The 20,662-nt window shown below is 32.7% G+C and carries 15 protein-coding genes and 2 other annotated features; of the genes, 14 read left to right on the top strand and 1 reads right to left on the bottom strand.

Going from position 1 to position 20,662, the window contains the following annotated elements; translation table 11 throughout:
• The 3 genes from K8M07_RS11835 to K8M07_RS11845 all read left to right on the top strand — a co-directional run.
• A partial coding sequence (locus tag K8M07_RS11835; protein ID WP_223379191.1) for a histidine--tRNA ligase occupies positions 1 to 992 on the top strand: 992 nt, incomplete at its 5' end.
• A 59-nt stretch (positions 993 to 1,051) separates the two neighbouring features.
• Positions 1,052 to 1,249, top strand: a binding site (T-box leader).
• A 60-nt stretch (positions 1,250 to 1,309) separates the two neighbouring features.
• Complete coding sequence (thrS, locus tag K8M07_RS11840) at positions 1,310 to 3,220, top strand: threonine--tRNA ligase (protein ID WP_223379194.1); 1,911 nt, start codon at positions 1,310 to 1,312, stop codon at positions 3,218 to 3,220.
• 32 nt (positions 3,221 to 3,252) lie between these two features.
• Positions 3,253 to 4,497, top strand: coding sequence for an MFS transporter (locus tag K8M07_RS11845; RefSeq protein WP_223379196.1), 1,245 nt, complete (start codon positions 3,253 to 3,255; stop codon positions 4,495 to 4,497).
• Between the two features lie 57 nt (positions 4,498 to 4,554).
• Here the strand turns inward: K8M07_RS11845 and K8M07_RS11850 are convergent, their stop codons facing one another.
• On the bottom strand, positions 4,555 to 6,105 hold the full coding sequence (locus K8M07_RS11850) for an ATP-dependent metallopeptidase FtsH/Yme1/Tma family protein (protein WP_223379198.1): 1,551 nt from the start codon (positions 6,103 to 6,105) through the stop codon (positions 4,555 to 4,557).
• A 142-nt stretch (positions 6,106 to 6,247) separates the two neighbouring features.
• On the opposite strand from K8M07_RS11850, the gene pepV reads away from it, so the two are divergent.
• From pepV to argS, 11 genes are all read left to right on the top strand, one after another.
• A complete protein-coding gene (gene pepV / locus K8M07_RS11855; protein ID WP_223379200.1) occupies positions 6,248 to 7,648 on the top strand; it encodes a dipeptidase PepV in 1,401 nt (466 codons plus the stop codon).
• Between the two features lie 67 nt (positions 7,649 to 7,715).
• Positions 7,716 to 7,871: a sequence feature (ribosomal protein L20 leader region), on the top strand.
• Positions 7,864 to 8,403, top strand: coding sequence for a translation initiation factor IF-3 (gene infC / locus K8M07_RS11860; protein ID WP_411741972.1), 540 nt, complete (start codon positions 7,864 to 7,866; stop codon positions 8,401 to 8,403). Its footprint overlaps the feature before it by 8 nt.
• 18 nt (positions 8,404 to 8,421) lie before the next feature.
• Positions 8,422 to 8,619, top strand: coding sequence for a 50S ribosomal protein L35 (gene rpmI, locus K8M07_RS11865; RefSeq protein ID WP_223379202.1), 198 nt, complete (start codon positions 8,422 to 8,424; stop codon positions 8,617 to 8,619).
• A gap of 34 nt (positions 8,620 to 8,653) precedes the next feature.
• Complete coding sequence (gene rplT / locus K8M07_RS11870) at positions 8,654 to 9,004, top strand: 50S ribosomal protein L20 (RefSeq protein ID WP_223379204.1); 351 nt, start codon at positions 8,654 to 8,656, stop codon at positions 9,002 to 9,004.
• A 108-nt stretch (positions 9,005 to 9,112) separates the two neighbouring features.
• The gene (locus K8M07_RS11875) at positions 9,113 to 9,910 is read left to right on the top strand and encodes a TrmH family RNA methyltransferase (protein WP_223379206.1); all 798 of its coding nucleotides are present in this window, start codon (positions 9,113 to 9,115) and stop codon (positions 9,908 to 9,910) included.
• 105 nt (positions 9,911 to 10,015) lie between these two features.
• Entirely contained in the window at positions 10,016 to 11,038 is a 1,023-nt protein-coding gene (gene pheS / locus K8M07_RS11880; RefSeq protein ID WP_223379208.1) for a phenylalanine--tRNA ligase subunit alpha, read from the top strand.
• Positions 11,039 to 11,060: 22 nt separating this feature from the next.
• Positions 11,061 to 13,457 (top strand): phenylalanine--tRNA ligase subunit beta, encoded by a 2,397-nt coding sequence (pheT, locus tag K8M07_RS11885; protein ID WP_223379210.1) that lies wholly within the window; start codon positions 11,061 to 11,063, stop codon positions 13,455 to 13,457.
• A gap of 96 nt (positions 13,458 to 13,553) precedes the next feature.
• Positions 13,554 to 14,123: a cell division protein ZapA gene (gene zapA, locus K8M07_RS11890; RefSeq protein ID WP_223379212.1), complete on the top strand. Its 570-nt coding sequence runs from the start codon at positions 13,554 to 13,556 to the stop codon at positions 14,121 to 14,123.
• A 4-nt stretch (positions 14,124 to 14,127) separates the two neighbouring features.
• Positions 14,128 to 16,551: a DUF3656 domain-containing U32 family peptidase gene (locus K8M07_RS11895; protein ID WP_223379214.1), complete on the top strand. Its 2,424-nt coding sequence runs from the start codon at positions 14,128 to 14,130 to the stop codon at positions 16,549 to 16,551.
• 14 nt (positions 16,552 to 16,565) lie between these two features.
• On the top strand, positions 16,566 to 18,944 hold the full coding sequence (locus K8M07_RS11900) for an endonuclease MutS2 (protein WP_223379216.1): 2,379 nt from the start codon (positions 16,566 to 16,568) through the stop codon (positions 18,942 to 18,944).
• Between the two features lie 14 nt (positions 18,945 to 18,958).
• Entirely contained in the window at positions 18,959 to 20,659 is a 1,701-nt protein-coding gene (gene argS / locus K8M07_RS11905) for an arginine--tRNA ligase (RefSeq protein ID WP_223379218.1), read from the top strand.
• The last annotated feature ends 3 nt before the right edge of the window (positions 20,660 to 20,662 follow it).

The following is a 20,662-nucleotide window of genomic DNA, read 5'->3' on the forward strand; positions in this document are numbered from 1 at the left end:
TAGGTAAAGTATATAGGGGAGAAAAGGCACAAAAAGGTAGATTTAGAGAGTTTTATCAATGTGACATAGACATAATAGGTAACGGTTCCTTAGACATTATAAATGATGCAGAAATACCAAGCGTAATCTATTCAACTTTTACAGATTTAGGATTTGTTGAATTCACCATAAAGATTAACAATAGGAAGGTATTAAAGGGATTTTTCAAATCATTGGGAGTAAAAGATTCAACAGAGGTATTGAGGTCAGTAGACAAACTGGAGAAGATAGGAATAGAAGGAGTAAGGAAGGAATTATTAAGTCAGGGATTGGATGATTTAACCATAGATAGGATACTTGAATTTATAGGAATAAAAGGTTCAAATATAGAGATACTAAATAGTCTAAAGGATTTAAAAATAGAAAATGATGTATTTAAAGAAGGATTAGATGAATTAGAAGCTGTAAATCACTTTGTAAAAACATTTGGAGTCCCAGAAGATAATTTTTCAATCGATTTAACAATAGCCAGAGGTCTTGATTATTATACAGGAACAGTATATGAAACCTTTTTAGACAAATATCCTAATATAGGAAGCATCTGTTCAGGTGGAAGATATGATGACTTAGCAGGATACTATACAAAACAAAGACTTCCTGGAGTAGGCATATCAATAGGCCTTACTAGATTATTCTATCAATTAAATGAAACAGGACTAATCAAGACATCGGATAGATCCTTAAACAAGGTAATAATTATTCCGATGGAAGGGTGTTTAGATAAAGCAGTTGAGACTGCTAGCATATTAAGGTCAAATAATATAAACACACAGATATATGCAGAAGATACAAAACTAGGGAAGAAGTTCAGCTTTGCAGATAAATCAAATATACAATATGCATTAATAATTGGTCCAGATGAAATAAAGGAGAATAAATATACTTTAAGAAATATGAAAACAGGAGACCAATCAATGTTATCCATTGAAAAGATAACATCAACATTAAAATAATGTTAAATGCTTGAACAATTGGGTATATACTGTTATAATATATAAAAACATAATTAGAGATAAAGGCAGTGAAGGGAAGAGTAAGTTATTTGTACCTTTAAGAGAAGGGAGAGCCTTAGGCTGAAAGCCTCCCTATGGAAGAATAACTGAAGACTACCCCAGAGCCGTATCCAAATGAAGGATGTCCGCTATATAGCGTTATATGAATTGAGTACCAATTAGGGTGGAACCACGAAAGTTAACCTCTCGTCCCTGCATTATGCAGAGATGAGAGGTTTTTTATAATTAGTAAAGAAAACATGGAAAGGAGAATAATGATGGAGATTATAAAGATAACATTACCAGATGGTTCGATTAAAGAATACAACAAAGGTATAACAGTACTGGAAGTAGCGAAGGGTATTAGCGAAGGATTGGCAAGAGTGGCATTAGGTGCAGTTGTAAATGGTAAAACTAAAGGGATGCAGGAGACAATAGATGAAGATGCGGAAGTAAGAATTGTAAAGTTTGAAGACAAGGAAGGGAAGAGAATATTTTGGCATACGTCAGCTCATATAATGGCCTTAGCCGTACAAAGATTATTTCCAGATGTGAAATTTGCCATTGGACCTGCAATAGATGATGGATTCTATTATGACTTTGACACAGAGCATAGATTTACTCCTGAGGATTTAGAAAAGATAGAAAAAGAAATGGCTAAAATAGTCAAAGAAAATCACACTCTTGAAAGATTTGTAATGTCAAGAAATGATGCTATTAAATATTTTAAGGATAAAGGAGAAGTATATAAAGTAGATTTAATAGAACATTTCCCAGAAGATGAGGAAATATCCTTCTATAAATTAGGAGAGTTTACAGATTTATGTGCTGGACCTCATCTATTAGACACCAAAAAGGTTAAAGCCATAAAACTATTAAGCATAGCAGGAGCATATTGGCGTGGAGACGAAAATAATAAAATGCTTCAAAGAATTTATGGAACAACATATCAAAAGAAAAAGGATTTACAAGCATATATCGATAGATTGGAAGAAGCAAAGAAAAGAGATCATAGAAAATTAGGTAAGGAGTTAGATCTATTTAGTATGCATGAACAGGGACCTGGATTCCCATTCTTCCATCCAAAGGGAATGGTTATTAGAAATATATTAGAAGATTTTTGGAAAGAGGAGCATAAGAAAAGAGGTTACGGAGAGATAAAAACTCCTATTGTATTAAATGAAGAATTATGGCATCAATCAGGTCATTGGGATCATTATAAGGAGAATATGTATTTCACAGAAATAGATGATAATGATTATGCCATAAAGCCAATGAACTGTCCAGGTTCCATATTGATATATAAATCCAATATGTATAGCTATAGGGATTTTCCTCTTAGATTAGGCGAATTAGGGCTAGTTCATAGGCATGAACTTTCTGGTGCACTCCATGGTCTTATGAGAGTTAGAAGTTTCACTCAAGATGACGCACATATTTATGCATTACCATCTCAAGTAAAAGATGAAATAAAAGCCGTAGCTGAACTAGCCGATTATGTGTACAATGTATTTGGGTTTAAGTATCATGTGGAACTATCCACAAGGCCTGAAGATTCCATGGGTACCGAAGAACAATGGGAATTGGCAATCAATAGCTTGAAAGAAGCATTAGAAGAACAAGGAATAGACTATGTTATAAATGAAGGAGACGGAGCTTTTTACGGTCCAAAGATTGACTATCATTTAGAAGATGCTATCGGTAGAACCTGGCAATGCGGAACAATTCAGTTGGATTTCCAAATGCCAGAAAGGTTTGACTTAACATATGTGGATAATGATAATGAGAAGAAACGTCCAGTAATGATCCACAGAACGATATTAGGAAGCATTGAAAGATTTATGGGAATATTGATTGAACACTATGCGGGTAAGTTCCCAGTATGGATAGCACCAGTTCAAGCCATAGTTCTTCCTATTTCTGATAAGTTTAATGATTATGCATATGAAATCAAGCAGGATATGGAAGAAAAAGGACTAAGAGTGGATATAGACGATAGAGCAGAGAAAATTGGATACAAGATAAGAGAAGCAAGGCTACAAAGAATCCCTTATATGCTAGTAGTAGGGGAAAAAGAAGTAGAGGGCAAATTAGTATCAGTAAATAAAAGAGATGAAGGAGATATTGGACAATTTGCAGTAGATGAGTTTATCAATAAGGTGATAGAAAAGGTTGAAAACAAAGAATAAATCTAGCTATATATAATAAAGGAGGACATTTAATGAAAGATAACAAAAAATATTTATATCTACTAATAGGGGCAGTAATGATGTTGTTTTTAGGACTTCTTTATGCTTGGTCAATATTTGCAATTCATTTTAAGCAAATCTATACAACATGGTCTGAGTCTGATTTGTCTATGACATTTACAACTTCTATGATATTCTTTTGCATAGGAGGATTTTTAAGTGGTAATGTGTCTAAAAAATTAAAACCAAATTATATTATATCAACAGCTGCAATTTTTCTTTTTATAGGGTTTTTCGCACTTTCGCGATTAAATGTAGCAACTCCTGAAAAAAGTTTAAGACTGCTATATTTATTCTATGGGGTTTTATGCGGTACAGGGGTAGGATTGGGATACAATGCAATCATGTCGTCTGTAAATAAATGGTTCTTTGATAGAGTAGGTTTTTCTTCAGGAATTTTGCTTATGGGCTTTGGCCTTGGAGGAATGATTCTTGGAACTGTTGTAGATGTTTTAGTAACAAATTTTGGATTGTTCAACACCTTTTTTATACTTGCAATAGCAATTTTAATAGTCTTAATATTAGGTGCATTGATTATAAAAATACCGCAAGAAACTGAGCAGGTAAAAAGTATTGAAGCTGAGGATGAGACAAGTCAATCAAATATTAAGAGGAATTATACTGCAAAGGAAATGATTAGAACACCTTCGTTTTGGTTCTTTTTCTTCTGGAACATAGCTGTAAGTTCAGCAGGACTTCTTGTTATAAATAGTGCTGCCACTATTGCTGTAACCTTTGGAGCTCCAGCTGTATTAGGCTTATTAGTATCAGTATTCAATGGATTGGGACGTGTTTCATTTGGATCCCTTTTTGATAAATTTGGTGAAGATAAAACTATGGTTATCAATAATGTTGTATTGATGCTAGCAGGAATTTCTCTCTGTTTAGGAGCTGTTTATAAAAATGTAATATTAATTTTTGTTGGGCTATTGTTGGTAGGATTATGCTATGGAGGCTCTCCATCTTTGGCATCATCTGTAATACATTCTTTTTACGGACCCAAGAATTATTCTTTAAATTTAAGCATAACAAACTTTTTGTTGATTCCATCAGCCATTATAGGGCCCATGACTTCAAATATTTTATTACAAAGATCAAATGGAGACTATACATCTACCTTTGCCATGATAATTGCTTTTTCAGCTATAGCATTAGTTTTAAAAGTATTGATGCAAAGAAGTAGCAAAAATCTAAGTCTTACTAAAATATATTCATAAATCTTTAAATTTAAATCCCTTGAAAATATCTCTACAGATAATCTCAAGGGATTTTGTTTATGTTGCACAATCAATAGGAGTTTCATATAGATCGAATATTCTTTTTAACTCATCACTATCAATAGTTTCTTTTTCCATCAACACATTAGAAATATGATGTAGTAGCTCGTGATTTTCCTTTATGATCTTAGTAGCTCGTTGGTATCCTTTATCTAGAATTTGTTTGATTTCGTTTCTTACTATATCATAGTTATATTTAATATAATGCTCATCAACAGCCATAAGCCCTAAGCCACTCATTCCATAAGCACATACCATCTCTCTTGCAATATTAGTAGCCTTATCCAAATCATCCTTTGCTCCAGTTGTTACTTCTTTAAAGACCAAATTTTCTGCAGCTCTACCTGCCAATAGTCCAGATATTTTGTTCATCAATTCTTGCTCTGATAGTAGATATCTATCTTCCTCAGGAAATTTTAATACATATCCTAATGCATGACCTCTAGGTACTATGGATATCTTTTGAACCATATCTACATTAAGTATTTTGCAAACTATTGCATGACCAGCCTCATGAATGGAAACAGTTTTCTTTTCCTTTAATAACACGGTAGGATTTTTTACCTCTAGACCTGCTACCACTCTTTCTATGGCTAAGTCAAAATGTTTAAGAGTTAGTTTGGTTTCCTTATTTCTAACTGCTATTATGGCTGCTTCATTGGCAATATTAGCTAGTTCTGCACCAGATAGTCCATGGGTTTTCTTTGCAATGTCCTTTATATTCATGCTCTTATCCAGCGGCTTATTTCTGGTATGGACTTCTAAAATCTGTTGTCGAGCATTCATATTTGGATTACCTATATAGATATGTCTGTCAAATCTTCCTGGTCTAAGTAATGCTTCATCCAATAGATCAAGCCTATTAGTAGCACCTATAACTACTACAGTATCATCAGTGTTAAAACCATCCATTTCAACTAATAATTGATTTAAGGTTTGATCCTTTTCATTGTTAGATTCTAGATTTCTTTTGGTACCAATAGCATCGATTTCATCAATAAAAATGATACTAGGAGTATCCTTCTTAGCTTTTTCAAAAAGAGTTCTAACCCTTTTTGCTCCTACACCTACATATTTTTCTACAAATTCTGAACCACTTGCATAGTGAAAATTAGAATTTGTTTCTCCAGCAACTGCTTTAGCCAGCAAGGTTTTACCTGTACCTGGAGGGCCGTAGAATAGTATCCCTTTTGGAATATGTGCTCCCATTTTAGTATACTTACTTGAATTATTGATAAAATCAATCGTCTCTTGAAGTTCATCCTTTATTTCCTCTAATCCTGCTACATCCTTAAAGGAAACATCAGGTTTACTCTTTTCTTTATTGCTCATCTTGTCACTAGATAAAACTGAAGGGACTAACTGTGGGTTGGAGTTAGATCTTCTATAATAAACTAATAAAATTATTGTTAGGATCCAAACAAAAATTTTATTTTTAAATGTTACATTGATTAAATCTGATGATGCATTAAACGCATCAAGAATAAATGTTATGGATGTGACTATACTTATTACTAAAACTAGAAACAGCAGTTTTTTCTTTTTCAATCTATCCCCACCTTCTTTATAGTTATAGATATAGTGTAACCATTTACTTTTTTAATATAAAAAGAATTATGTTAAAAGTTGAAGTAAATAATATGTAGGGATATAATAATATTAATTGTAATAATAAAAATGGGGTGATTTAATGGAATTTAACGAATTAATAGAAAATTATAAGGAAGATATAATCAAATCCACACAGGACATAATAAAAATTAAAAGTGTGCAAGGAGAGTCAAAACCCAACATGCCTTTTGGAGAAGGTCCTTATAAAGCTTTGAATTTTTCATTGGATTTATCTAAAAAAATGGGATTTGGAATTAAAAACATAGATAATTATGCAGGGCATGCTGAAATAGGAGATGGCGAAGAAACCGTTGGAATCTTAGTTCATTTGGATGTAGTACCTGAAGGGGATGGATGGACTTATCCACCTTATGAAGCAGAAATTCATGATGACAGGATATATGGTAGAGGCACAACTGATGATAAAGGGCCAGCAATTGCCTGTTTATATGCAATGAAAGCACTAAAGGAATCTAAAATTGACTTAAATAGGAAAATTAAGATTATATTTGGAACAAATGAAGAAAGTGGATGGGGAGGTATAAAACATTATTTCAAACATGAAAAAGCCCCAGATATGGCATTTACTCCTGATGCAGATTTTCCGGTGATTTATGGCGAAAAAGGTATTATTGTATTTGATCTAGTCAAAAAATTAAATTCTAATACCTGCAATAATTTAGTTATTGAAAGTATTAGAGGTGGAAATGCAGCAAACATGGTACCAGATTATTGCGAGGCAATACTTAAAGTAGAAGATGTATCACAAATAGAGGAAAAATTAGATAATTTTATTAAAAACACAAAATATCCTTTATCAATGGAAAGAGATGGAAAGGATAAAGTGAAATTATATGCGAGAGGAATATCTGCTCATGGCAGTACTCCTGAAAAAGGTAAGAATGCAATTTCATACTTAATGGCCTTTTTAGGTAAATTATTAGAAGGCGAATGTGATATCTGTGAATTTATAAATATGTATAATGATAGAATTGGATTTAGACACAATGGTGAAAGCATAGGATGTAGTCTAGAAGATGACATATCAGGGAAATTAAATTTCAACCCAGGAGTCATTAAAGCAGATCAAAATGAAATAAGATTGTCTATAAATGTCAGATATCCTATTAAGAGCAGTGCAAAAGAGGTATATGATGGTATTAGAGATAATCTAAAGGAAACAGGAATCGAGCTAATAGAATCCTCCTCTGATATGAAGCCTCTTTATGTTCCAAAGGATAATTTCTTAGTTGAAAAACTTATGAAAGTATATAGAGAACAGACAAAGGATGTAGAAAGTGTACCTATTGCTATAGGCGGAGGAACCTATGCACGATCAATGGAAAATGCAGTAGCATTCGGTCCTGTATTTCCAGGACAAAAAGAATTAGCTCATCAAAAGGATGAATATATTTCTATCGAGCATTTGATGAGATTGACAAAGATATATGCACATGCTCTATATGAATTAGCAAAATAGATTTTAATAAAAAAATGTTTGACAAATTAGAATATCTAGCATATAATGATTATCGTAAAAAATATATAAAATAAAGTAGAAGTATCCGCTTCTCACCTTATAGCTGCGTGTGCTCATAAGGTTATAATTATATAACTTGAATTGATAGTATTTAGTGTGCTAGTGCTATTTAAATTTGTTATGAATTTAAGCGGGTATTTTATACCCGCTTTTTTATATTTATTAAAATTAGGAGGTGCAGTAATATTAAGGAACTTCAAATTAATGAAGAGATTAGGGAAAGAGAAGTAAGGCTTATTGATTCAGATGGAAAACAGATAGGTGTAGTACCAATTAAAAAGGCTTTAAATATTGCATATGAAAAGAAGCTGGATTTGGTTAAAGTGGCTCCAAATGCAAAACCGCCAGTATGTAAGGTTATGAATTACGGTAAATATAAGTATGAAATGTCTAAAAAGGAGAAGGAAGCTAAAAAGAATCAGAAAGTCATTAATATAAAGGAAATGAGAATGAGCCCAAATATTGAAGAGCATGATCTGAATGTAAAAGCAGGCAAGACTATTGAGTTTCTTAAGAATGGCAATAAAGTTAAAGTCAGTGTTAGATTTAAAGGTAGGCAATTAGGTCATACTGAAGCTGGTAGAAAAGTACTATTAAAATTTGCAGAACTGACTTCAGAATATGGAACCATAGATAAACAGCCTAAGATGGAAGGCCGAAATATGGTCATGTTTTTAGTTTCAAAAAATGACTAAGTAGAGGAGGTAAGTAACATGGCAAAAAAGATGAAAACTCACAGAGGAGCAGCAAAGAGATTTAAGAGAACAGGCACAGGTAAAATAAAGAGGTTTAAGGCATATAAAAGTCATAAAACTGGAAAGAAATCCGCTAAAAGAGTAAGAAATCTAAGAAAGCCAGCAATATTGACTAGAGGAGAACACAAAAAAGTTGACCAATTATTACCACGTTAAATATAGAATTTGATATACGAAGGAGGTATTCACAATGGCAAGAGTAAAACGCGGTGTAACTGCTAGAAAAAGACATAAAAAAGTATTGAAACAAGCAAAAGGATATTATGGTGCTAAGAGCAAATTATATAGACCAGCTAACCAAGCTGTTATGAAATCATTAAGCTATGCTTATTCAGGACGTAAACAAAGGAAGAGAGACTTTAGAAAACTTTGGATTGCGAGAATAAATGCAGGAGCAAGATTGAATGGAATTAACTATAACAGATTTATAAGTGGCCTAAAAAAAGCAAACATTGAGATTAACAGAAAGATGTTATCAGAAATGGCTATACATGATCCAGAGGGTTTTGCTAAACTAGTTGAAATTGCAAAAGAGGCATAATTAAAAGTTCCGGTTACGGAACTTTTAATGCTATATAATAATAATAATTTACATGTTAAGGAATAAAATTAAAAAGTTGCATAAAAATGTAAATAATGGTGATTTATTATGATAAGTATAACTAGCTCATCAAATTCAACCATAAAGTTGATCAATAGTCTACATAGAAAAAAGGAAAGATGGGCAAATAAATTATTTATAGTAGAAGGAATAAAAATGGTAGACGAATGTATCAACAATGGCTATCCAATTGAATTTATAGTCTACTCCAATCAGCTATTTAATGTAAGTGGAGGAGATACATTATACAATAAGATTAAAGATTTCCATAAGCTCATCAATGTACCCGACAAGTTGTACAATGATATTTCTGATGTAGGAACTCCTCAAGGAGTACTAGCTGTAATAGGATTTGAAATCAACTCCATTGATGATTTAGCTGATAAACGCAATCCCTTTATATTGTTATTGGATAAAGTACAGGATCCAGGCAATATGGGGACTATAATTCGAACAGCAGACTCCTTTGGAATTGATGGTGTAATTGTTGTGGAAGGTTGCGTAGATGTATATAACCCAAAGGTAGTAAGGTCTACCATGGGATCAATATTTAGAGTGCCAATATACCATCAAAACAACGGTGTTAACATTATAAAGGAATTTAAAAATAGAAAAATAAATATATATTCAACTTCACTTGAAGGAGATAGATATATACAAGACGTGGACTTTACAAAACCCAGTATGTTAATCATTGGAAATGAATCCAAAGGGGTATCTGAACCTCTACAGAACTTAGCGGATACCCTAATAAAAATACCTATGTTAGGAGATGCAGAATCTTTAAACGCTGCAGTGGCTTCATCTATAATAATGTATGAAGGATTAAGACAGAGACTTGAATAAATCTTGTAATTTGAAGTCATAGATGCTATAATTTAGTAAATAGTTTGACAATTAGACCTTTAATCCTAGAGATAGGTCTTGCTTTTATGAGAAAGGAGTCTAGTTATGAAGGATAAATTAATGCAGATCAAAAAAGAAGCAATTTCTGATATAAATTCTGTAAACGATTTAAAGGGTCTTGAGAATATAAGAGTTAAATATCTAGGTAAAAAGGGTAAGTTAACTTTAGTTCTCCGTGAAATGGGGAAGCTTTCAAAAGAGGAAAGACCAGTAATGGGAAAGTTTGCAAATGAGATCAGACAAGAAATTGAGAAAAAGCTTGCTGATACTAGAGATGACTTTAAGGAAAAATTGAAGCAGGAAAGAATAGAAAGAGAGAAAATTGATATTACAATCAGTAAGAATACCAGAAGATTAGGCCATCGACATCCATTGTTATCTACTATTGAAGAACTAGAGAATCTATTTATCAGTATGGGATTTAGCGTAATTGATGGCCCGGAAATCGAAACAGTAGAGAATAACTTTGATGCCTTAAATTCTCCAGAGAACCATCCATCAAGGGACCTATCTGATACATTCTATATCACTGATGATATATTGCTTAGAACTCAGACATCCCCTGTTCAAATAAGGACAATGAAAGAATTTGGAGCACCTTTGAGAATGGTATCTCCAGGAAGAACTTTTAGATTTGATGATGTAGACGATACTCATTCACCTATGTTCCACCAATTGGAAGGATTAGTAGTAGATGAAAATATTACACTAGGACATTTAAAATATACAATTGATGTATTTGTAAAAGAGCTATTTGGTCAGGACATGGAAACAAGATTTAGACCACATTACTTCCCATTTACAGAACCAAGTGCAGAAGTAGATGTTTCCTGTTTTAGCTGTGGAGGGGAAGGTTGTTCTGCTTGCAATGGAACAGGTTGGAGTATGGAACTGCTAGGCTGTGGAATGGTCCATCCAAAGGTTCTTGCAAACTGTGGCATAGATCCAGAAAAGTATAGTGGCTTTGCCTTTGGAATGGGAATAGATAGGATAACCATGGTAAAACACGGAATAAACGATATACGCTTATTATTTGAAAATGATAATAGGTTTTTAGAACAGTTTTAGAACAGTTGGGAGGATTAAATAAATGCTATTACCTATAAAATGGCTAAAGGAATATGTAAATATAGATGATATAGACTCGAAAGTATTGGCAGATAAGCTAACTCTATCTGGTTCCCATGTAGAATCTATTATTTCTTTGGATAGAGGTATTGAAAATGTAGTGGTAGGTAAAATAGAAAAAATAGAAAAACATAATAATGCAGATAATTTACTTATAATCATGGTAGATATTGGTGACGAGGTACTACAAATAGTTACAGGCGCTAAGAACTTAAAAGAAGGAGATTATGTACCTGTAGCTTTGATTGGAGCTAAGCTTCCCAATGGAATGCATATAGATAAAACCAATTTTAGAGGAGTGGATTCCTTTGGAATGTTGTGTTCCTTAAAGGAATTAGACTATAATGATAATGTAATTCCTAAATATCAAAGAGATGGAATATTTGTATTGGATAAGGAATATCCACTAGGGACCAATATCGAAGAAGTTTTAGGACTCTACGGAGAGATAATTGAATTTGAAATAACTCCAAATAGACCAGATTGTCTAAATATAATAGGTATGGCAAGAGAAACTGCCGCTACTTTTAATAGAGAAGTAAAATTACCGGAAATAAAGATTGATAATGAAGTTGAAGATATTAACAACTATATAGAATCCATTGAAGTAGACAGAGAACTCTGCAATAGATATTATGCTAGACTAATAAAGGACGTTGAAATAAAGGAATCACCTCTATGGTTACAGACTAGACTTATGGAAGCAGGAGTAAGACCTATAAACAACATGGTAGATATTACTAATTATGTTATGCTTGAATTAGGAGAACCCCTTCATGCTTTTGACTTGGATAAGTTAAGGAATAACAAAATTGTGGTACGAAGAGCCAAAGATGGAGAGAAGATCATTACTATAGATAATGTTACAAGGGAGTTAACAAATTCAAACTTACTTATAACAGATGGCGAAAACCCAATAGGAATAGCAGGAGTAATGGGCGGATTGGATTCGGAAATTACAGATGATACTACAACAGTACTAATAGAAGGTGCAAATTTCAATGATAGGTCCATTCGTCTTACTTCCAAAGAGCTCAATCTAAGAACTGAAGCTTCATCAAGATTTGAAAAGGGAATTGACCCAAATCTATCTGAAATTGCTGCTGAAAGGGTATGTCAGCTAGTTGAACAAATAGGAGCAGGTAAAGTTGTAAAAGGCAAAATCGATATCTATGAAAATGTAAGAGAGGAAAAGGTCATAGAAGCAAGACCTGAAAAGGTAAATGGTCTTCTTGGAAGTAACTTTACTATAGATGAAATGGTAGGATATCTTGAGAGATTAGGGCTTAGTACTTCAGTGGTCGATAATAGACTAAATGTAATCATACCTACCTATAGACTGGACTTAGAGATAGAAGCGGATTTAATTGAAGAAATAGGAAGAATACATGGATTCCATAATATAGCTGCGCAACCTCTAGAAGGAGTGCTAACCAGAGGAGTAAAATCCTATGATAAAATAGTAGCTGACGAAGCAAAGATAGCACTTCAAGGAATGGGTCTCAATGAAGTGATGACTTATTCTTTTATAAGTCCAAAAGCATATGATAAAATAAAGGTAGAAGATGATAATGAATTAAGGAATTATATAGAGCTTATGAATCCTCTTGGAGAAGATTATAGCGTGATGAGAACCACTTTAATTCCAAATATGTTGGAACTATTAGGTAGAAACTATAACTATGGAGTTAAAGAATGCTTTGCTTATGAAATTGGTAATGTATTCATTCCAAAACAGTTACCATTAAGAGAACTTCCTTCAGAAAAACAAAGATTATCCATAGGTGCATATGGACACATTGATTTCTATGATATTAAAGAAGTAGTAGAAATTATATTTGAAAGATTAGGAATTAAGGATTTAGAATTTTTACCTGAAAAGGATAATCCTACTTTCCATCCAAACAGAACTGCAGCCATTATCAGGAATGGAAAAAGATATGGAATATTAGGCGAGATACATCCAGATGTTATTGAAAATTACGAAATTGGAACTAGAGTATATGTAGCCGATTTGAATTTTGATAGTATAGTTAAAAATACTAATTTAGAAAGAAAATATAAGCCTTTACCTAAGTATCCATCAATAGTCAGAGATATTGCAGTTGTAGTAGATAGGGATGTATTAGTTGGAGATTTACAAAAAATAATAATTAAAAACAGTAGAGATCTAATAGAAGATGTAAAGCTATTTGATGTGTATACTGGAGACCAGATATCAGAAGGCAAAAAAAGCATCGCTTTTTCAATAACCTATAGATCTCATGATAGAACACTTAAAGATGATGAGGTCAATGATATACAAGAAAAGATAATATTAGAGTTAAAGAACACTTTTGATGCAGAACTTAGGGCTTAAGGAGTAGATTTGTCTACTCCTTAAAAAGATAAAGGAATTTAACGAGTGATGTAGAATACTATTACTATAAGATAATGATAAGGGAGAGGATAAGTTATGACAGAAAAGAAAAAAGTTAATGTTACTATCGACGGTCGTAACTTTACAGTAGTAGGTGATAGCTCTGAGGAGTATGTTAAAGGATTAGCGTTATATGTAGACAGAAAGATAAAGGAGATGTCCAGCAAGAATGATAGATTGAGTAGCTCTATGGCTGCTACTTTAGCTGCCTTTAACATTACAGATGAATTATATAAATCCAATGAAGAATTAGAATCCTTAAAAACTGAAGCTAAAGACCCAATGGAAAATTACGATAGTTTACTAAATCAGTTGAATAAAGAAAAAGAGGAAAATCAAGAATTGCAAAGGAAATGCGATGAATATAAAGATGAATTAATAGAAGCAAGAAGGCAAAACGAGTTATTATCCAAGGAAAAGGACAATCAGAAAAATGCATTGGACATGAAAGAAAAAGAACTACAACAAAGTCAAAATTTGATTAAAAAATTACAAGATAAAATATATGAAAATCAAGTAGAATTGGTACAAACTAAAAAAGAATTAGAAGAAGTATTAAAATCATACGATAAAGAGAAAAACATATTTAGCAAGGAGGAAGTTTGATTAAGTGTTGAATAAAAGAAAAGAACTATTAGCTCCTGTAGGTAGTATGGAAAGCTTGTTTGCGGCCGTTCAGAATGGTGCCGATGCAGTATACTTAGGCGGAAAATTATTTAGTGCAAGACAATCTGCATCTAATTTTGATTATGAGGAATTAAAATCAGCTGTAGAATATGCCCATCTAAGAAACGTCAAGGTTTATGTAACAGTAAACATATTGATAGATGATAGCGAAATGAAACGGATATTAGAGTATATAAAGTATCTCTATGAAATTGACGTTGACGGACTCATTGTTCAAGATTTAGGACTTGCCTATATGGTAAGAAATACTTTCACCGATTTTGAACTGCATGCTAGCACTCAGATGACAATAAACAATCTACCAGGGGCTATTTTTTTGAAAAATTTTGGATTTACAAGAGTGGTATTGGCCAGAGAAACTCCCTTAAAGGAGATAGAAAGGATTCGAGATGCTACACAAATTGAATTAGAAGGTTTTATTCATGGAGCCCTGTGTGTATGCTATTCTGGTCAATGTCTTATGAGCAGTATTATTGGAGGACGTAGTGGAAATAGAGGCAGATGTGCTCAACCTTGCAGAATGCCATATACTATCATAGATTATAATAATGGAAAAGTTGCATTTGATTATTGGCAGAATAAATACCTATTAAGCACTAAGGATTTAAATACATTAGAATACATTGAAACAATTATAAACAGTGGAATAGTATCATTGAAGATAGAAGGTAGAATGAAAAGACCTGAATATGTTGCCACAGTAGTCAAAAACTATAGAAAAGCTTTAGATTTTGGTAGTAGTCATATTACTGAAGAAGATAAAGAAGATGTACTTCAAATATTTAATAGAGGATTTACAAAAGGCATTATGCTAGATGATTTTGGAAGGAGTTATGCTTCTTACGAGAGACCAGATAATAGAGGAGTATTTGCTGGTGAAGTGGTTAAAATTGATAATAAATATATCTATATTAAACTATCCAAAGATGTCAATAAAGGAGACGGAATAGAATTAGAAACTACCTATGGGAGTTATAAAGGTACCGTGTTAGTTCACTCAGCAAGCAAGGGTCAAACTATAAGGATTAATAAAATAAATAAAATATCAAGAGGTTCCAAAGTGTATAGGACCTCAAGCGATATACTATTTAAGACTGCTAGAGAATCCTATCAGAGCAATAATATTAAATTCCCCATAGATGTAGAAGTCAATATATCCATAGGAAAACCAGCCCAATTAACTATAAAATTTGATGATAATGATTTTACAGTTCAATCGGATTATATAGTCGAAGAGGGCAAAAAAATAACACTTACAGAAGACAGAATAATAAACCAGTTTTCTAAACTAAATGATACCGTATACTATATAAACAATATAAACATTAAATTGGAAGAAGGCTCCTTTATGCCCATTGGTGTTCTTAATAGTTTAAGACGTGAAGGAGTAAAATTACTAAATGACTTCAGAAGCAATTTTAATAAACGTAAAGATATCACTCAGAAAGAGTTTAATAATAGATTAAAAAACAACTTTAAATTTAATAAATATAAAAATCAAACCAAAAACAATATAAGCATTAGCGTACTCAAAAAAGAACAATTTGATAAATTGAATTTAGAAAGACTTGATAGAATATATATTGGTTTTTATGATGATATAGAAAATTCAATTTTAAAAGCAAAGAAAAAACAAAAGGAAGTATATCTTTTAACTGATAGGATATTATACAATGACCATTTAAATGATTTCAAGAAAAAGGTTGAAACAGTAAAGGATATAATAGATGGAGTAGCTGTATCCAATTTGGGAACACTTCAATTCATAAAGGATAATTTTGATTTAAAAATCCATGGAGATATGGGGTTGAATGTATTCAACAGTTTTTCAATTAATGCGCTAAAGGATAAAGGATTGGAAAGTATAACGTTATCACCAGAATTGAACAATAAACAGATTAAGGAAATAGCCAGTAAGGAAGCCATCCATTATGAAACAATAGGTTATGGATATTTGCCATTAATGGTAATGAAACATTGTCCAATGTCACTTATTAAAAACTGTAAAGATGATTCAAATTGTAAAACATGTGCATATAGTAAAGGCTATGGACTTAAGGATAGAAAAGGAGTAAACTTCTATATGGAGAGGAGAGGAAATTTTACAACTCTTTACAATAGTGTTCCTCTTATGATATTGGATAGCATGCAGAAGCTTTACAATAATGGTGTTAATACAATAAGATTGGACTTTACATTTGAGGAGGATGGTATTGAAAAAATTCAAGATATGTATTATCATTTTTCAAGGGGATTAGTTACAAAAGAGGAAACTATACAGTATCTAAAGAAATATAGAGATAAAAATGGCATAACTAAAGGCCATTATTACAGGGGAGTTATTTAATTTGAGGTGAAATTATGAACGAAAAGACACTCAGAGTATTAGAATTCCATAAGATAATAGAAAAGGTCATGGACAAAGCGGAATCTCAACTAGGAAAGGATATGGTTAAGGATATAAGACCTATAACCAATCTAGATGAAGTAGAACACCTTCAAAACGAAACCAAGGAATCATTGTCATTACTGATAAAAAAAGGCAATCCCCCTTTGTTCGGTATATTCGATATTTCCAGAGAATTAAAGATGGCTGAAATTGGAGGTAGCTTAACCCCAAGAAATTTGCTCAAAGTCTCAGATTCCCTCAGAGTATCCAGAGGCCTAAAAAACTTCTTGAAGGAAGCAAAAGAGGAAGGTGCAACCAATTATCCTATTATTCAGGGATTAGTAGACAGTTTGAGAGTATTTAAAGATATTGAAGATAAAATCAACAATGCAATTGTAAATGAAGAGGAGATATCCGACAATGCAAGTTCAACCCTTAGAAATATAAGAAGACAGATAATAAATAAGAATGAATCCATTAGATCAAAATTAAACTCAATTATAAACTCACAGAAATACAAAAAATATCTACAAGATGGCATAGTAACCATGAGAGAAGGAAGATATGTAGTACCTATAAAGTCGGAGAATAAAAGACACTTTGGAGGTATAGTACACGATCAATCCTCTAGTGGTGCAACTTTATTTATAGAGCCTATGGCTGTAGTAGAATTAAATAATGAACTTAGAGAGTTGGAAATAAAAGAAAGAGAAGAGATAGAGAGGATATTGAAAGAGCTTACTAATATGGTAGCTCAACAATCAGAGCACATAAGAAACAATCAAAGTATATTGCAAAGAATAGATTGTATATTTGCTAAAGGGAAATATGCATTGGAGTTAAATGCTACTAAACCTGTTTTAGACCAGGAAAGCTATATCAATATAAAGAAAGCACGTCATCCTTTTTTGAATCTAGAGGAAGTAGTGCCTATAGACGTATATTTAGGTAAGGATTTCAACACCCTAGTAATCACAGGACCAAACACAGGTGGTAAAACTGTTACATTAAAGACAGTAGGTCTGTTAACATTAATGGCACAGTCAGGATTTCATATCCCTGCAGATTTCAATTCACAAATAGGAGTCTTCGATAAGGTATTTGCCGATATTGGAGATGAACAGAGCATAGAGCAGAGTTTGAGTACATTTTCGTCACATATGACCAATATAGTGAATATACTTGATGAAGTTGCTCCAAATAGTTTAGTATTATTTGACGAATTAGGAGCTGGAACAGACCCTACAGAAGGTGCAGCATTAGCAATGGCAATACTGGATCATCTATTGAAATCGGATATCAGGACCATAGCTACAACGCATTATAGTCAGCTCAAGGTGTATGCTTTAACTACAGAAAAGGTAAAGAATGCTTCAGTAGAATTTGATGTAGAAACATTGAGCCCTACTTATAAACTGCTGATTGGAGTACCTGGCAAGTCCAATGCTTTCGAAATATCTTCGAGGTTAGGGTTACAGGATTATATTATAGAATATGCCAAATCATTAGTATCAAAGGAAAATGTAGAATTTGAAGATGTATTGCAAGCCATAGATAAGGATAGAAAGGCTATTGAAGAGAATAGATTTGAATCGGAAAAGCTGAAAGATGAAGTACAAAGGCTTAAAGAAGAACTGGTTAAGGAAAAAGAAAGGACAAAGGCCGATAGAGATAAGATAATCATTAAAGCAAAAGAAGAAGCAAGAAGGATACTAAGGGAAGCAAAAGCTGAATCCGAAGGAATAATAGATGAATTAAAGAATATTTCAATAGAAATAGAAAAGGATAGGAACAGAAAGATCAATGAAGCTAAGGAACAATTGAAATCAAGCTTGGAAGAAGTAGAAGGTTCACTGTCTGAAAATATTCTAAATGTAAAATCTGGTGAAAAGATAAGGAATTTGAAAGTAGGCGAAACAGTAGAAGTTCTTTCCTTAAATCAAAAAGGTACGGTGTTAGAACTTCCAGATGAAAATAAGAATGTATTGGTTCAAGTAGGAATAATGAAGGTCAATGTTCATATTTCTACATTGAGACGTTCAAAAGAAGTAAAAGATGACAAATCAAAAACAAGTACCAAAAGAATAATTTTATCCAAATCCTCAAGGGTAAACAACGAAATTGATCTAAGAGGTAGGACATTAGATGAAGCTTTGCTTGAACTGGATAAATATGTAGATGATGCCTATATAGCAGGACTAAAAGAAGCCTATATCATTCACGGTAAAGGAACTGGAGTATTGAGGGAAGGTATAAAATCCTATATAAAAGGGCATAAGCATATAAAAAGCTTTAGAAGTGGAAAATATGGTGAAGGTGGAAATGGAGTCACTGTAATAGAGTTCAAATAAGGGAGGTAAAAAATTTGATAGATTTTAAAAAGGAAGTAATAAATTCAATTTTAAATATTGAAAACAGCTTAGACCAAGATGAAATAGAATCTTTAATAGAGATTCCACCAAATTATGATATGGGTGATTATGCTTTTCCATGTTTTAAACTGGCTAAAACATTTAGAAAAGCACCTAATCTAATAGCTGAAGAATTAGCAGAAAAGATAGGAGAAGGAGAATTCTTTGAAAGGGTTGAAAATGCAGGCCCTTACTTAAACTTCTTTATAAACAAGAACAAACTAACTGAAACAATACTTGAAGAAATAGCAGATAAAGAGGATAGGTTTGGTGCCACCGATATAGGAAAAGGTAGAAATGTAATCGTTGAATTTTCATCACCAAACATTGCTAAACCATTCCATATAGGACATATCAGGACAACAGTTATAGGTAATTCCCTATATAAGATATGTAAATTTCTAGGATTTAATGCTATTGCTATAAATCACCTAGGAGACTATGGGACACAGTTTGGAATGCTTATTGCTGCCTATAAGAAATGGGGAGACAAAGAAGTCATAGAATCAGATCCTATAAACGAGCTTTTAAAACTATATGTAAAATTCAATGCAGAAGCAGAAGAAGATGAGCGTTTAAAAGATGAAGCAAGATATTGGTTCAAAGAATTGGAGAACAAGAATCAAGAAGCCGTAGATCTATGGCAATGGATAAGGGATGTTAGCTTAAAGGAATTCAATAAAGTCTATGATCTTTTGAACATCAAATTCGATTCATATGCAGGAGAAAGTTTCTATTCAGATAAGATGCACAGGGTAATCGAAGAACTTGAAGAAAAGGAATTATTAAAGGAATCCGATGGAGCAAAGATAGTGGACTTAGAGCCATATGATATGCCACCTGCTTTGATCCAGAAGAAGGACGGTTCTACGCTTTACATTACTAGAGATATAGCTGCAGCTATATATAGAAAAGAACATTATGACTTCTATAAAAACATATATGTAGTAGCTTCACAACAAAATCTCCATTTTAAACAATGGATAAAGGTAATAGACCTAATGGGATATGATTGGGCTTATGATTGTGTTCATGTACCATTTGGAATGGTAAGCCTAGAAGATGGTACATTGTCAACTAGAAAAGGCAGAGTAGTTTTCTTAGAAGATGTATTAAACAAGGCTGTGAACAGTACAAAGAAGATAATTGAAGACAAAAACCCAAATCTAGAAAATAAGGAAAAGATAGCAGAACAAGTAGGAGTAGGCGCCATATTATTTCAGGAATTGTTCAATGGCAGGATTAAGGATTATGTATTCAATTGGGATAGAACACTTAGTTTCGAAGGAGAAACAGGACCATATGTTCAATATACACATGCAAGAGCAAACAGTCTCCTAGAAAAGGGAGAATTCAACTTAGAAGACAAAGTAGACTATAGCCTACTTAAAGAGGACGAGGTAATAAGTTTAATAAGACTTCTATATAATTTCCCAAATGCTGTTTTAGATGCTTTTGAAAAATATGAACCATCATTCATAACAAGACATGTAGTGGAAATAGCAAAGGCATTCAATAAATTCTATAATAGTTGTCCTATAATGTCAGCAGAACCAGAGGTTAAGAAAGCTAGATTGAATCTAGTATATGCAGCTAAAACAGTCATCAAGACGGGATTAGGACTACTTGGCATTGAAGCTCCAAGCAAGATGTAGGGG

Source organism: Schnuerera sp. xch1, assembly GCF_019931165.1.
Taxonomy (GTDB): Bacteria; Bacillota; Clostridia; order Tissierellales; family Tepidimicrobiaceae; genus JAIOUP01.

What these genes read in the sequence shown, in the direction of transcription:
- K8M07_RS11900 (WP_223379216.1), top strand. Translation starts at nt 16,566, where the DNA reads ATGAACGAAAAGACACTCAGAGTATTAGAATTCCATAAGATAATAGAA.
- pheT (WP_223379210.1), top strand. Translation starts at nt 11,061, where the DNA reads ATGCTATTACCTATAAAATGGCTAAAGGAATATGTAAATATAGATGAT.
- zapA (WP_223379212.1), top strand. Translation starts at nt 13,554, where the DNA reads ATGACAGAAAAGAAAAAAGTTAATGTTACTATCGACGGTCGTAACTTT.
- K8M07_RS11845 (WP_223379196.1), top strand. Translation starts at nt 3,253, where the DNA reads ATGAAAGATAACAAAAAATATTTATATCTACTAATAGGGGCAGTAATG.
- rpmI (WP_223379202.1), top strand. Translation starts at nt 8,422, where the DNA reads ATGGCAAAAAAGATGAAAACTCACAGAGGAGCAGCAAAGAGATTTAAG.
- K8M07_RS11875 (WP_223379206.1), top strand. Translation starts at nt 9,113, where the DNA reads ATGATAAGTATAACTAGCTCATCAAATTCAACCATAAAGTTGATCAAT.
- rplT (WP_223379204.1), top strand. Translation starts at nt 8,654, where the DNA reads ATGGCAAGAGTAAAACGCGGTGTAACTGCTAGAAAAAGACATAAAAAA.
- pheS (WP_223379208.1), top strand. Translation starts at nt 10,016, where the DNA reads ATGAAGGATAAATTAATGCAGATCAAAAAAGAAGCAATTTCTGATATA.
- pepV (WP_223379200.1), top strand. Translation starts at nt 6,248, where the DNA reads ATGGAATTTAACGAATTAATAGAAAATTATAAGGAAGATATAATCAAA.
- thrS (WP_223379194.1), top strand. Translation starts at nt 1,310, where the DNA reads ATGGAGATTATAAAGATAACATTACCAGATGGTTCGATTAAAGAATAC.